At 44.6% G+C, this 15,068-nt stretch carries 13 protein-coding genes and 1 other annotated feature; of the genes, 3 read left to right on the forward strand and 10 right to left on the reverse strand.

The features are described from left to right. The first annotated feature begins 65 nt into the window (after nt 1-65). Complete coding sequence (locus NQ117_RS19150) at nt 66-1,145, forward strand: M23 family metallopeptidase (protein ID WP_258279621.1); 1,080 nt, start codon at nt 66-68, stop codon at nt 1,143-1,145. A gap of 77 nt (nt 1,146-1,222) precedes the next feature. Here the strand turns inward: NQ117_RS19150 and gpr are convergent, their stop codons facing one another. Further along, nucleotides 1,223-2,224 (reverse strand): GPR endopeptidase, encoded by a 1,002-nt coding sequence (gpr, locus tag NQ117_RS19155; protein WP_258279622.1) that lies wholly within the window; start codon nt 2,222-2,224, stop codon nt 1,223-1,225. 266 nt (nt 2,225-2,490) lie between these two features. On the opposite strand from gpr, the gene rpsT reads away from it, so the two are divergent. Next, nucleotides 2,491-2,763, forward strand: coding sequence for a 30S ribosomal protein S20 (gene rpsT / locus NQ117_RS19160; RefSeq protein WP_192025402.1), 273 nt, complete (start codon nt 2,491-2,493; stop codon nt 2,761-2,763). A 202-nt stretch (nt 2,764-2,965) separates the two neighbouring features. Here rpsT and holA read toward each other — a convergent pair whose 3' ends face one another. The 8 genes from holA to NQ117_RS19200 all read right to left on the reverse strand — a co-directional run bounded on the left by holA (nt 2,966) and on the right by NQ117_RS19200 (nt 11,248). Next, a complete protein-coding gene (holA, locus tag NQ117_RS19165) occupies nt 2,966-4,006 on the reverse strand; it encodes a DNA polymerase III subunit delta (RefSeq protein ID WP_258279623.1) in 1,041 nt (346 codons plus the stop codon). Nucleotides 4,007-4,274: 268 nt separating this feature from the next. Beyond that, complete coding sequence (locus NQ117_RS19170; protein WP_258279624.1) at nt 4,275-4,499, reverse strand: hypothetical protein; 225 nt, start codon at nt 4,497-4,499, stop codon at nt 4,275-4,277. Continuing rightward, nucleotides 4,499-4,825, reverse strand: a complete 327-nt coding sequence (locus NQ117_RS19175; RefSeq protein WP_258279625.1) for a YbjQ family protein — start codon at nt 4,823-4,825, stop codon at nt 4,499-4,501. The genes NQ117_RS19170 and NQ117_RS19175 overlap by 1 nt, the downstream gene beginning before the upstream one ends. Nucleotides 4,826-4,997: 172 nt before the next feature. Continuing rightward, on the reverse strand, nt 4,998-6,407 hold the full coding sequence (locus NQ117_RS19180; protein WP_258279626.1) for a hypothetical protein: 1,410 nt from the start codon (nt 6,405-6,407) through the stop codon (nt 4,998-5,000). Beyond that, nucleotides 6,404-6,955, reverse strand: a complete 552-nt coding sequence (locus NQ117_RS19185; protein WP_258279627.1) for an RNA polymerase sigma factor — start codon at nt 6,953-6,955, stop codon at nt 6,404-6,406. The genes NQ117_RS19180 and NQ117_RS19185 overlap by 4 nt, the downstream gene beginning before the upstream one ends. A gap of 174 nt (nt 6,956-7,129) precedes the next feature. Continuing rightward, on the reverse strand, nt 7,130-9,772 hold the full coding sequence (locus NQ117_RS19190; protein ID WP_258279628.1) for a DNA internalization-related competence protein ComEC/Rec2: 2,643 nt from the start codon (nt 9,770-9,772) through the stop codon (nt 7,130-7,132). Nucleotides 9,773-9,900: 128 nt separating this feature from the next. Continuing rightward, the gene (locus tag NQ117_RS19195; protein ID WP_258279629.1) at nt 9,901-10,431 is read right to left on the reverse strand and encodes a deoxycytidylate deaminase; all 531 of its coding nucleotides are present in this window, start codon (nt 10,429-10,431) and stop codon (nt 9,901-9,903) included. A gap of 130 nt (nt 10,432-10,561) precedes the next feature. Next, nucleotides 10,562-11,248, reverse strand: coding sequence for a ComEA family DNA-binding protein (locus tag NQ117_RS19200; RefSeq protein WP_258279630.1), 687 nt, complete (start codon nt 11,246-11,248; stop codon nt 10,562-10,564). A 113-nt stretch (nt 11,249-11,361) separates the two neighbouring features. Between NQ117_RS19200 and comER the strand changes: the two genes are divergently transcribed. After that, the gene (comER, locus tag NQ117_RS19205) at nt 11,362-12,186 is read left to right on the forward strand and encodes a late competence protein ComER (RefSeq protein ID WP_258279631.1); all 825 of its coding nucleotides are present in this window, start codon (nt 11,362-11,364) and stop codon (nt 12,184-12,186) included. 2 nt (nt 12,187-12,188) lie between these two features. Here the strand turns inward: comER and leuS are convergent, their stop codons facing one another. Then, on the reverse strand, nt 12,189-14,630 hold the full coding sequence (gene leuS, locus NQ117_RS19210) for a leucine--tRNA ligase (RefSeq protein ID WP_258279632.1): 2,442 nt from the start codon (nt 14,628-14,630) through the stop codon (nt 12,189-12,191). A 103-nt stretch (nt 14,631-14,733) separates the two neighbouring features. Beyond that, nucleotides 14,734-14,991: a binding site (T-box leader), on the reverse strand. Nucleotides 14,992-15,068 lie beyond the last annotated feature (77 nt).

Here is a 15,068-nt window from a genome sequence, read left to right on the forward strand (position 1 = left end):
AAAAGTGAACCTTTATTATACAAATTAGAAGCGATAACAAACGCAACCACAAAGGAGACTATGTCATGAAAAATAACTTGGATGTCACCAACCATACATATGGAAAAAGTAAAAACAGAAACACGCTATCACGTTCAACAGCTGCTATTGTTTCAACACTTCTCCTTTCTTCTCTTCTACTGAGCGGATGCATAGACAAAGAAGCAGCCGCAGCTCCGAAACATATAACGAAAGAAAACAAGGAGAATGTAAAAGTGGAGAAGAAGAAGACAGTCGTTGTATCAAAGAAACACTTAGAAAAATGGATAGCAGCACATGATGGCCGCTCCATACACGCAGCAATGGAAGCAAGTTTTCAGAAAAAAGTAAGCCAAAATGATGTCCAGAAGCTGTTAGCAGCCTTCTGGACGAAAGGGGAGCAGCCACGTTATGTGGGGCAACGATTTTCACCTGATGGTATCATTGCTGAATCCTGGACAAATAAAGATAAAAGTAAACTGATTTTAGCGGAATTTGAGAACGGCAAAATCTCATATTTACTCTTGCTGACTCCTCCAAAATTCCCAGAGACTGATTCCTATCAAACAAAAACGACTTTCCAACTTCCATTTGATGGCGAATGGTTCGTGGGGTGGGGCGGTCATAATGTAATCGAAAATTATCACTATGCTTATGAAACACAGCGCTATGCGCTTGACCTCGTTGTGACGAAGAAAGGGAAAAGCTTTAAGGGTAGTGGAAAGAATAACGAAGACTATTATGCATTTGGCAAAAAAGTATTATCGCCTGCGGATGGAACCGTTGTTGAAATTGTCACCGACATTCCAGATAACGTACCAGGAGAGATGAACCCAGAACAGACAGCTGGCAACTATGTCATTATCGATCATGGCAACAATGAATATAGTTTACTAGCACATTTCAAGCAGCATTCTATCAAAGTGAAGAAGGGTGATAAGATCAAGACTGGCGACTATCTGGGAGACTGCGGCAATTCGGGTAATTCAAGCGAGGCACACATCCACTATCAAGTAAGCGACAAACCAAGCTTTGAACATGGTCGTTCGTTGCCTCCTCGTTACGAAAAAGGAATTTTCCCTGTACAGGGTCAGACGTTGAAAGGACAATCCTCAACAAACAAATAATGCTGCACGAAAAAGCCTTTCCTGTAAGTGAGAGAGTTCTAATGTTTCTCTACTCGCTAGGAAAGGCTTTTTTGTTGTTAATGCGTATACGCCGCTACATTATTCGTATCTACAGCTTCATGAAGAGCAGCATTTAAGCCGCTGGCAATAATGTTCGCCATATCTTCAATAAATTCATCGACCTCTTTAGGCGTTACAATGACATCATGTCCAAGCGGTTCCAGCACTTCTTTAACAAGTTGTAATCGTTCTTGCTCCGACACTTCGTCTAATAGACCTATAACGTCTCGTGACTTTACATTTTCATGACTAAAATGTTCTTTCATCAACTCAATCGCATTATTTACAATCGTTGAGGCATAGCATACGGTCGGCACACCTATTGCAATACAAGGTATTCCAAGTATTTCTTTCGTCAACCCTTTGCGCTTATTTCCAATCCCGGAGCCTGGATGAATACCGATATCTGCAACTTGAATCGTAGTATTGACTCTTTCCAAAGCCTTGGACGCCAACGCATCGATTGCTATAATTACATCAGGACGTGTTTTCTCCACAATGGCGTGTACGATTTCGCTAGATTCGATGCCCGTTGTTCCCAGTACACCGGGAGCCACAGCACTAACTTGCCTATAACCCGGACTTACTTGCTCAGGCACGAGTTCAAAATAATGCCTTGTTACCAATATATTTTCTACGACCATCGGGCCGAGCGCATCTGGCGTTACATTCAAGTTGCCCAAACCAACGATCAATACCTTATCAGTTGGCTTTACTCCTGTTTCTACTAAATATTTTTCAAATAGTTGAGCAAACTTCGTCGCTACCCGATCTTGTAGGTCTGAGTCTTTTTTACGCAATCCGGGCACCTCTAGTGTTAAATATCGCCCTTGTACGCGCCCCATTGCATGGGAACCTTCTTCATTATATACGTTCAAGTTCGTTACTTTAATTCCCGCTGCATTCTCTACATGCTCCTCCACACCAGGCAGCGGCACATGGATATCAGGCTGCGCCATTTCACGCGCTTCAAGTGCTAAGTCCGTTCGTACCGAATACTTGTTCAAATCTGCCGTCATCGTCTTCCTCCCGTCAAATCATCGCGTGCTCTCGCTATTATGCGCAAGTTGTTCGTTCCATTATGCGTATACTTACGTAAATTCTTCGATAAACTCGCGTCAAATCGCGGGATTTCCACGTAATGGGAGGTGCTCCCAGTATGGGTTGTGTGTTGCTTTTTACTATACATCATGATAGAATACTTTAAGTTGTGAATCATTTCATTCAGATCTTTTTCTGTGAATTGATTCTATTGTCGCACTACGATGCAACGGAGGTGAAAGCAATGCCAAACATTAAATCCGCTGTTAAACGCGTAAAAACAAACGACAAACGTCGTATGTTGAACGCTTCCCAAAAATCCGCACTTCGTACAGCTGTTAAAGCTGCTGATGTCTCTTTGACAACTACTGAAGTGGAAACAGCTAAAGCAGCTGTAGCTTTGGCTTCCAAGAAATTGGACAAAGCTGTGACTAAAGGTTTGATCCACAAAAATGCGGCTGCCCGCAAAAAATCTCGCTTAGCACAAAAATTGAACGCTTTGACTGCACAAGCATAATCAAAGCCTTTCATACTTAGCTTAAAGCGCAAAAAAAGCTGTCCTCCAGGACAGCTTTTTTATTTGCATGCTTTACTATGAAATTTCCTATTACTACGATAAGTTATGGATTGGAGCAAGCTTCTCTAGTAGACTTACTCTCCATCCGCTCATAAATCTTCATGTATTACTTTTCATAACTGTAATTGATTAAAATATCGATCTATTTTAGCTTATGACGTGGAACGCCGCTGCTAAGCCTCATAATGAACAACTCAAGCCCTAACGTCTTCTCCACTCGCCCGCTCTTCATTTCATAATCCAACTCAGCTGCTTCTGTGAGCCATGCTGCTAGCGCACTGGCAGGATGTGAACGCGCCTGTTCTGCTGCCATCTTAACCGCATAAGGATGCAATCCTAGCTGCGATGCTGCCTGCTGCTGACTAAAGCTCTGTCCTGTCAGTTCCTTCACTTGCAGCATAATGCGCAGTTGACGAACGATAAGTGCTACGATCTTAATTGGCTCTTCCTTCTGCTTCAACAACTCATGCAGCGTTGATAATGCCCGATCCGTGCGTTTCCCTATAATATCTTCAACAAGTTGAAACACATTTTGTTCTGTATTTTTAGGAACAAGGCTTTCAACTGCGTTAACATCGATACGCTGACTCTGGCCTACAAATAGAGACAACTTTTCGATTTCACTCGATAAAGCTTGCAGCTTCGTTCCTGCGCTTTTAATAAGCACATCTACGGCTTGCTCTTCTATGATGCACTGGCGCTGCTCAGCCTGCTTGATTACCCATTGCACCAGCTCTTCCGCACTGAATGGATTAAACGCTAATACAGCATCAGCTGATTTGGCCGCCTTCGTCGTCTTCTTGCGCTCGTCAAGCTTGTCAGCCTGTACCATAAATATAATGATGGTGGTGTCCATCGGTTCCGTCATATACTGCAGCAAACGATCGGTACGATGCTCAATCTTACCATCCTTGCCAGTACCAAAAATAGACTGATCCTTCACAAGAATCACTTTACGCTCAACAAGAAACGGTGGTGTTTCTGCTTCTTCCACAACTAGCTCAACCGGCATTTCCGATGTATCCATCTTCATAATCGCCAGTTCGCGATTATCTTCCGGTACGAGCTGCTCCAACATAAACTGAACAAACTCATCCATTCGATATTTTTCTGAACCATATAACACATAGAACGGTTGTGCTTGGCCCTTCTTAATATGCTTCGCAGCCGTCTTCAAATCCACGTACCATTCCTCCTTAACATCTGTACCGATCATAGCAGACTTAAGAAGAAAAACAAAGGGATTGAACGGCAACCCGATCAATCCCTTTGTCCCCAACATCTATGATAAACGTCTGTTCGGAGAAGGCCTAGGTCCTTCTCGCAGACGGTTACACGACGACGGGTCCGTTACTAGTTATGTGTTGTTTCTTTCTGCTAATACTATACGCTAGTCGTGCTTCAAGTGTGCAGCATCCCGTGCAATTTTATTTTGAACTTTCCGTATGAACTTATTCTGGTTTATAACGCCGCTCTCCTGTACGCGGGTTATAATACACTCTTACCTGTTGCCCTGTCCTCGGATCAATACTTACTTCAGTTGTGCGCTCAAAGCCATCGGGCACATCCGTTTCTGATACGTTTCGATATCTGCGATCTTTGAATCGTGCAACAATAAGCAAAACAATAAGAAGTAATGCCTGCGCACCAAAATAAATCCATAGAAATTTAGTCATCACGCATTTTCTTTCTCGATAACAACGGCTGTGCCATAAGCCACAATTTCCGTCATATTGTTGCCTGCTTCTCCGGAATCAAAACGAACCATAATAATTGCATTCGCTCCCATTGCTTGTGCGTTTCGAACCATGCGGTCCATCGCCTGCTTACGAGCGTCCTCCAACATTTCTGTGTATTGTGTGATCTCGCCGCCAACAAGCCCCTTAAACGCCGCCATAATATCTTTACCGAGTCCTCGCGCGCGTACGGTTAACCCGAACACAGGACCAATCACTTCTTTCACCTGATAATTCGGAACACGCTCGGTTGTTACGATTAACATATTATCGCCCCCTCATCGGTTGATTTATCATTTCATACGGCGCAGCGATATATACGTTTCAGTTTCTACCCCAAATGAATCAAATACCATTACTTGTGGCTACTAAAAAAAAGCAGCCTACTGTAATAAGATAGGCTGCTTCTTAGCAATAAATTCAAATGAATGAAGCTAGTTACGGGTTGGAAACCGCACCTGCATCAGGAGCAGGATTCACTGTCGGATCTCCACCTGGTTCCGTCGCTGGAGTGCCTCCATTCACTGGTGAAGAACTCTCAGGAGTAGAAGCCTCTGAGTCTGATTCCGTTGGAGGCACAGCAGGAGATTTAGCATTCTCATCACTTGGCTTAGCTGGTGCATCAACTTTGTGAAGACCTTTGTTATCCACCTGATAAACATAGTCTTTAGCATCTCCACCTTGCGCCCGAACCATGACCGTGATCTGCTTGTTATCCTCACTCCACTTTATCTGCTCTGGCGCATCAGAGAAATCTAATATCTGAACGATTAAGGGACTGTTGTTCTCATATCGATACAGCATAAGCTGTCCGTTGATCCAACGTACAGTATAACTTTTGTCTGGCGAATGAGAATCAATAGATGCAGTAAACAAAGACGCTTCTTTTTCATCAGGAAGAATGCCTTTTTTATCCCTTCCTGTGGATTCACCAGCACCATCTGTAATTCCTTGCCCTCCTACTGGAGGTTGTTGTTTATCTTTATCACCTTTAGGCTTGGTGTCCGGCGTCTGATGGCTTGCAGGTTTTACCGTTTCAGGGTTTGACTTTGGCTCATCCCCTTTATTTCCACTGCGCTTACCAGAAGACTGTTCACTTCCGCTGTCTTGCGGCTTAACAGGAGTTATCTTACTCGTTGTCAGCGGCTTAGATGTATCTTCTTCTGCTGCTGGCTGTTTACGACTAGATCCACTGCTCTCCTGTTCTGCATCAACGGCATCTCGTGCATCGTGTTGGCCTGGATTATCTCCATTCCCATTATGATTTGGATCGGTTTGAGTGGATCCACTAGCAACAGCTTTACCACCATCCTCTGTGGATTGTTGCTCCGAGGAAGGATCGGTAGACTTCGCAACCTTTTCTTCACTCTTATTGAAAGAAAGTTCTCTAAAATCTGCACTCTCTTGCGAAACTGGCTGATAATTAATAACAAACAATCCTACTACTAACCCTGCTGCTATAACGCCGCTAACCGCTTTCCATTTGAACCACTTGTTCATACGTACGGATGGACTTGTGCTTCCTTGCATGTTCTTAGGCCTGCTTAATGTTTCCTCTTGCGAATTCGATTGTATCAAGGGCACAGGTGCTGCTACTATCGTATTTTCTTCTGCTTGAGGTGCTTTTTCTCGATCAAGTTCATCTAGTTGAGGCAATATGGCATCAACCAAGCTATAAGCTGGTTGCACTTTAGGGAGCTCCACTAATTGTTGATGTAGACGTGACAAGCGGTCAAACATCTCGGCACAGGCGGGACAACGGCGCATATGTTCTGTCAGCAGGTTATGGTCATATTCCATATCATCCAGCTTTAGTTGCATCAATTCCATCACCTCTGTACAGTTCACCCTCGCACACCACCTTTCTCATAATCTTGTAGCATCGTTTGCAATTGTTGACGCGCACGGAATAGATAAGACTTCACTGTATTCAGTGGAATGTCTAAACTATCCGCAATTTCGTTGTAAGAGAAGTCTTGGAGGTACCGCAAAACGACGACTGTTCTATGATGCTCAGGTAAGCGGTCGATGGCCTCACGTATATCTTGAGCCGCATAGGCGGATAACACTTCTTTCTCCACACTTTGATCCCCGAGAAACACCAAATCATGCTCATCAATGGAGACGGTGGGACGGGCACGTCGGAATTTATCAATACAAATATTCGTTACAATTCGTTGTACCCATGTCTTAAATTGAGCTTTCTCTTCATAAGAGTTAATCTTGGAGTAGATACGAATCAATGCCTCTTGGGACGCGTCCATGGCATCTTGCTCGTTGTGATTCAGTAAGTAATAAGCCGTTCGATACACATACGGTTCTATTTCTCGCAAAAGGGTGATTAGAGCCTCGCGATCACCGGATTGAGCGGCTCGTATGAGACCTTGCTCTATCACTTTGCCCCCCCTCTCTTGCATATCCATTGACGCAGCGTAAGCGTAAATGGTTGCAGTTAGATTTTATTTTTCCCCACCCAAAAACTGGTGTTGAATAGAAGCAGCACTTATAAACAGAAAATAACAGTTGAAATATGTATGAGTCCGCCTAGCTTCTATTGTAAATGAATGTCTCTACTGTGCAATCCTATCACGTTTCATTCTCATCTTCAAACCTACATTCGTAGACTTATATTGCACCTCACCGTTGAGATCCGTACGAAATATAGCACTGTGCACACGCGCTAGTTCTCGCAACACTTGCGGATGAGGATGACCGTATCGATTGTTCTTACCCGCGGATATGACAGATGCGCTAGGCTTCCATCGGTCTACCCATTCTGGAATTGTAGATGAACGACTACCATGATGCGCAACCTTCAACACATCGATTCGATCAGGATATGGATTCCCCTTCTGTTCCCTTTCCTTTTCACTCATTAATAAAATCATCTCTTCATCAGCTCCGATATCACCAGTAAGCAAAAAAGTACTCTTGCTCATCCCTTCCCCTAACGTTAACAGTAGCACTAGCGAGAATTCATTTTGTTCATCTTCAGCCATAAGTTGCAGATTGGATGCCGCAGTTGAGGACGAAGGATGCCATACATCAATACGTGTTTTCTGATCAACTTGCCAGCTTGTTCCTGTATTCCATCCAATAATAGATATATGACGGTCAAGAGCAATACTATACAATTCACGCATAACGGAAGAAGATTTCCATGTTCCATTCATGACAAGCCGATCTGTCGGTATATGCTTGAGTACCGCTCGCAAGCCACCTGCATGGTCAGCATCACCGTGTGTTACAACAACGGCGTCCAAATGCCGAACTCCTCGCTGCTTCAACAGAGGGACAATCCGCTTCTCGCCTACTTCATAAGGATCACGCCGTTGCTTCCAAGCTTCCTTTGCCTTGCCGAACTTTATTTCTCCACCACCATCAATGAGAATATTGCGACCAGAAGCTGTGCGCACTAAAATACTATCCCCTTGTCCCACATTCAAAAAAGATACAACGGTCTCCTCGGGCCTGCCTGCGTGATATCCTGCATAAAGCAAATAGGAGAGCAAACATACACTGCATACAAGCCCAACATAGGTTGGACGACGAGAAATGGGCTGCAGAACAACAAAGTGAGGTAGAGGCATCGTGTCGGGTATTAGAGCTTCATTTTCGACCAACCGATTCGGGGCAGGATAGTTACTGTATGTATGGTTTTGTCTTAGACTTGCAACTAGCTTTAGCACCACAAATAATAAAATATAATATCCGAGTATCCAAGCTGCAGATAGCTTCGGCCAAATGACGCTAGTCCCCTCCCATTGTGCCAAATGATGTACAATCGCAAATGTCCATTCATTTCCGATTCGCACCATTACTGCAAGCCCCTCAGCTAACGGCATATACAAATAACTCAGCAGTAGAACAATCGTGCCAAGCGGAAGAATTACTAAGCTGATAAAAGGAACCAACAGCAAATTCACTCCTAGCGACAGAAATGATACTTGGTTGAAATAATAAATAGTTAAGGGGAAAGATACAGCTTGAGCTACAATGGACACAGCTAAAGAAGAGGTCAGCCATAGTGGCCAACTAACAGGAAGAAGCCTCGTAAATAAAGGTACACCGATAATAAGACCTCCTGTTACAGCAAAGGATAGCTGGAAACTAACATCCACCGCATAATAAGGATTCCACAGCAGCATCATCAACAGCACCGCAGACAAAATATGAAGTCCATCACGCAGCCAACCTTGACGAAGTCCAATGAGGACAAGAATTGACATGAATCCTGCACGGAGAATAGATGGAGAAGCTCCTGTAAACAAAACATAAAGAGGCACGAGAACAATGACCGCCGTTAATGCCGACTCTTTAGAAAGTCTAAACAAGCGAAGTAAATACAAGCAGCCTCCAACGAATACAGCGACATGCAGCCCTGAGATTGCCAGCACGTGAGTCAAGCCTAGTTGGGAAAATGAACGCTCCAACTCTAGGTCCAGATCACTGCGTAGTCCTAATATTAACCCTTGCAAATAACTGCTCTGTTCTACAGGAAACAATGCGTCAAACTGGGAAGCGCTGTGCAGTCGCAGTTGTTCAATAACCCCCATCCACCGCTGCCAATCCAGCGTACTTGCTAATCCATGCATTTGTACAGACTGCGCTCCTTTTACTTGAAAAACGCCGTAAATATGCTGGTGCTTCAAATAACTCCGATAGTCAAACACCCCAAAGTTGTCCGCATCTGAAGGAAGCTTCAGCTCGCCTTCCAAGCTTATATTTGCACCCCGCTTCCATTGGGCAGCACTTTGCAATTCTACTTCTTCTAGAAGCTTTACTTGCACGAACACAAGCTCTGAAGTCGGCTCTATCCGATTGTGATTAAGGTCAAAGGAGCTTACCTTAAGTCGAAATTGTACACGATCTCCGTCTCTCTCAACCCCTGAAGCAATTGTACCTTCCATCTTCCCGCTCCATGCTTCTTCCGTCTCCTGCGTATCATCTTGCAGGCTATCCACTAGCATCGGAAATTCCGACACTTGTTTACTGTCGTACCAATAATAATAACTAGCTGATACAAACATAACCAAAAGACATAAGCAGCCAACTTTCCAGTACAACCACTTCAAACGGTCCAGGAGCGGCAGCAGCAGACCTAATCCAATTAAACTCCATACAATATCTACAAAAGCCATCGTAATTGCAAAGTATATGCCAAACATCCAACAGCAAGCTGCTGTAACGATAGGTCGCCTTTCGATAGCCATCTCTCCCTTCCATACATTACAACTCCAACACGATTGGTAAAATAATTAGTAAAAAACAAAAAACCTTGCTGCCAATCTCGTAAATGCAATGATTTACGAATGGCATCAAGGTTCTTCCTTATCCCAAGCTACATATGTTCTTTTTGTATTTCCTCAACCGCTTGCTGCGGAGGATCATACTTCAGCAGCTGACGGAATACAATTCCTCTTTGTTCCATCATCCGAGTCACTTTCTCCGTATCTTTTAAATAAGGACGATGGAACACAATTTCCGTCACACCGCTGTTGGTTAGCATATTTGCACATGTCCAGCATGGTTGATCCGTTACATAGACAGTAGAGCCTTCACGGTCGATCCGGTCAGTAAACAATAGCAAATTTTGCTCCGCGTGGATCGTGCGAATACAGCGCTGCTTCTTCACCATTTCCTCACTACCATCCGCTTGATGCACAACCTCATACTGCTCTACGATCATACACCCTTCTTCACTGCAATCCGGCACGCCCATAGGCGCCCCATTATATGCTGTCCCAAGCAGCTTCTTGCCTTGAACGAGCACAGCGCCAACATGTCTGCGCGGGCAGCGAGATCTTGTAGAAACCATATATGCGATGTCCATAAAATACGTATCCCAATCTTTGCGTATCGTTGCTGTCATGATGTTTACCCTCTCTCTACCCACTCTATCTTTCATCCTATTTTAAAATGGCCAATTAAGAGATGCAACCTCTTCCGTCATATACGAGGAATCGATTTGAAACGTTAACGTTCATACCCATACATGCCCCTTAGTCCACCGTGATCCTGTCTTTCATTTTCTTAAACATTTTAGGACCAATTCCTTTTACCTTCATCACCTCATCAATCGCGCTGAACTTTCCATGCTTCTCTCGATAAGCGACAATTGCTTTGGCTTTTGACGGACCAACACCTGGCAGCTCATCAAGCTGCTGCTCATCTGCATGGTTTAACGAAATAAGCTGGCTCTGCTGTCCTTGAGCCATATCAGTCGCATTAGAAGGAGCATTATTGCCATTCGTGGCTGCTGTAATTGTTTCTTTATTCTCATTACTAAGGCTTTTACTTGCTCCATGCTGATCGTGCTGTTGGTTCGTTGTTGGCATACTCGATACTTTAGGTTGATTATTCGAGTCTGGCTGTTTTTGTTTTTCACCTTGTTGTGATTCACCGCTCATTTTTTCTTTAGAGCTGCTGATTTTATTTGCTTGCGCAGCTTTAGTCTGATCGCTAGTAGGAGCTTCAAGTTCCTTTTTGTTAGGTTCACTGTTAACCGAAGTTCTGCTCTCAGTCTCCAGCAGCTGAGACACTTGGTCATTCATTGGCTTCCACCCCTCTGTCGCATCTCCAAGCCGAGGACGAAGCCACATTACAGCAAATAAAATGATACCAGTAACAGCAACCATTACGACAACGATCCAAGATAAAAGCGGAGCCTGCTTGCGATTAGCAAACATAAACATTCCCCCAATATTATTGATACGGTATACTGGTCAACTCTTCGAACATATAGTGATTTAAAGCGTTGCATAACGGCCCGTGTACGGTCGAAAGAAAGGAGGACGTCCACGTGAAGGTCGGATTCATAGGAACGGGCAGCATGGGCTCTATATTAATCGAAGCCTTTATTCAATCGGGCGTATTAGAGTCAAAGCAAGTTGTCGTAACGAATCGCACAATCGTGAAGGCGCAGCGATTAGCTGATAAATATCCTGGTTTATATGCCGCTGCCTCTATAGCAGAAACGACTAAACTCAGTCATATCGTATTCATTTGTGTGAAGCCGCTTGAATTCAAGCGCGTAGTGAACGAGATTGCCCATGTCGTAACACCGGATCAACTGGTTGTTTCCATCACTAGCCCGATTCTTATCGAGCAGTTAGAGAACAGTCTGCCTTGTAAAGTAGCAAAAATTATTCCGAGTATTGCAAATTATGTACAGAGTGGTGCTTCCATATGTATGTACGGTTCCCGTATCGGAACCGAAGATCGGTTGCTGCTGGAGCAATTGATGATATCAATTAGCCAACCGATTGTCATATCGGAGCAGCATACACGAATTACAAGTGATATTTGCAGTTGTGGACCCGCATTTTTAGCATTATTTGTACAAAAATGGATTGATGCAGCGGTAGAACGTACAGGAATTGATTATTCTGAGGCTACGAGGTTGGCTTGCGAAATGGTACTTGGTACCGGCAAGCTTTTAACCGAAGGGAAATTGACGCCTGAGCAGCTGCAGCAGCGAGTTGCAGTACCCGGCGGGATAACCGCCGAAGCACTGCACTTGCTACAGCATAAGTTAGATGGTGTATTCCATCAACTTATTGATGTTACGCATGGCAAATTCCAAGAAGACTTGGAAAAAGTAAAGAAGTTATGGTCAGAGACCTAATACTAGCCAACTACGATATTAACTAGGCGACCTTTGACAGCGATCACTTTGCGCACTGCCTTGCCCGCAATTGCGGCTTGGACATTCGCAGACTGCATCGCTGTTTCTTGTGTAGCGGCTTCATCCGCGTCTGCAGCTACTTTTAGACGCTCAACGATCTTGCCGTTCACTTGCACAACGATCTCAACTTCTGCATCAACCGTTAGACGCTCATCATACGTTGGCCATGCCACGTACGAGATCGTACCGTTGAAGCCCATACGCTCCCATAGCTCTTCCGCAATATGCGGCGCCAAAGGAGACAACAATTGAATAAAGTTTTCCATTGCTTTGCGTGGCAATGTTTCTTGCTTATATGCATCATTGATGAAGATCATCATTTGGCTAATTGCTGTATTGAAACGCAACGCCTCTGTATCTTCCGTTACTTTTTTAACTGTTTTGTGCCACATGCGAACGAATGCATCGTCACCTTGCTCATCTACAAATTTCGGATTCAGTTGATTGTCCTCTGTAATGAACAAACGCCAAATGCGGCTCAAGAAGCGGTACATACCTTCAACACCATTTGTATTCCAAGGCTTTGTTGCTTCCAAAGGACCCATGAACATTTCATACATGCGAAGTGTATCCGCGCCATATTCGTTCACAATTTCATCAGGATTGATGACATTGCCGCGAGACTTAGACATCTTCTCACCATTCGTACCAAGAATCATACCTTGGTTAACGAGCTTGTAGAATGGCTCTTTCGTATCAACTACACCGATATCGTACAATACTTTGTGCCAGAAGCGAGCATAGAGCAAGTGAAGTACCGCATGCTCAGCTCCACCAATGTACAAGTCTACAGGCAACCATTTGCTTTGTTTTTCTTTGGAACAAATCTCATCATTGTTCTTCGGATCGATAAAGCGCAAGTAGTACCAGCAGCTTCCTGCCCATTGTGGCATCGTATTCGTCTCACGACGCGCTTTCATACCTGTCTCAGGATCGATCGTCTCTACCCAGTCCGTTACATTCGCAAGCGGAGACTCACCTGTGCCAGAAGGACGGATTTGATCCACATCAGGCAGCATAAGTGGAAGTTCGGATTCAGGAATCGTCTTCATTGTGCCATCTTCCAAATGAATGATCGGAATTGGCTCTCCCCAATAACGTTGACGGCTGAACAACCAATCACGCAGACGGTACGTTACTTTACTTTGACCTACGCCTTTTTCTTGCAGCCATTCGATCATGCGTGCGATTGCCGCTTCGTTCTCAAGACCGTTCAAGAAATCAGAGTTCACGTGCGCTCCATCACCTGCGTATGCTTCCTTCGTCACATCGCCGCCGGATACAACTTCGATGATTGGCAAATCGAACTGCTTCGCAAATTCCCAGTCACGCTCATCGTGGCCTGGAACAGCCATAATCGCTCCTGTACCGTAGCCAGCCAATACATAGTCAGCAATCCAAATAGGTGCTTGAGCTCCGTTTACAGGGTTAATAGCATAAGCTCCTGTAAATACGCCGGACTTTTCTTTTGCCAAGTCTGTACGCTCAAGATCACTCTTGCGAGCAGCTTGTTCTTGATAAGCTTTCACAGCTTCACGCTGTGCATCTGTTGTAATCTTCTCCACCAATGCATGTTCAGGAGCCAATACGCAGTATGTCGCACCGAACAGTGTATCTGGACGAGTTGTAAACACAACAAGTGCTTCGTCCTGGTGTCCTTCAATCGCAAAACGAACTTCTGCCCCTGTTGACTTGCCTACCCAGTGACGCTGCATGTCCTTGATGCTTTCCGGCCAATCCAACTCTTCCAAATCTTCAAGCAAACGCTCTGCATATTCGGTAATTTTCAATACCCATTGACGCATTGGTTTACGGACAACTGGGTGATTACCACGCTCGGACAAGCCATCAATGACTTCCTCATTCGCAAGTACCGTGCCTAATGCAGGACACCAGTTAACTGCCACTTCATCTACGTAAGCTAGACCTTTGTTGTACAGCTGGATGAAAATCCACTGCGTCCACTTGTAGTATTCCGGATCTGTCGTGCTGATCTCACGATCCCAATCGTAAGAGAAACCAAGGGACTTGATCTGGCGACGGAAGTTGTTAATGTTCTTTACTGTAATATCACGTGGATGCTCACCTGTGTCCAAAGCATGCTGCTCAGCAGGAAGGCCAAACGCATCCCATCCCATCGGGTGAAGGACATTGTAACCACGCATACGCTTAAAGCGGGAAATAATATCTGTAGCTGTGTAGCCTTCTGGGTGACCTACATGGAGGCCCGAGCCAGAAGGGTAAGGGAACATATCTAGTGCATAGAACTTCGGCAATTCATCGTTATCCAATGTTGCGAAAGTCTTATGCTCGTCCCAGTATTTCTGCCACTTCGGCTCAAGTTGCTGCGGTTGATAGCCAACCTTCTGTTGTTCTGTACTCATTGATACTTTGCCTCCTCCAACGGTCTTGTAAGGTTTCACATGAATGAATCGGCTGGAACATGGTTCAGACCAGCAAAAAAACCTCCCATCCCTAGCGTAAATCGCTAGGGACGAGAGGTTATATATTCCCGCGGTACCACCCTAGTTAGCGTCAGACATGCTTTGTCTTCTGCTCACTTGTATGCTCTTAACGCGAGCATCACGCTGCGACCTAGCTGCCAGCTCTGCACATGCAAAACACTGTCAATCAATCAGTCGCATGACTCCGAGGTGAGTTCCCTACTGTGCACACCGGCTCGCACCTTCCGCCGGCTCTCTGAAGTACTCTCAGCTAGCTACTATTCCTCTTCACCGTCATCCATGTATTCCATTGTTCAGCCGTTGTTCGATAATTAAATTTATCATATGAAAAAAAGCGAACATTGTCAATGTATGACA

It is taken from the genome of Paenibacillus sp. SC116 (assembly GCF_024733555.1).
Classification (GTDB): Bacteria; Bacillota; Bacilli; order Paenibacillales; family Paenibacillaceae; genus Paenibacillus_B.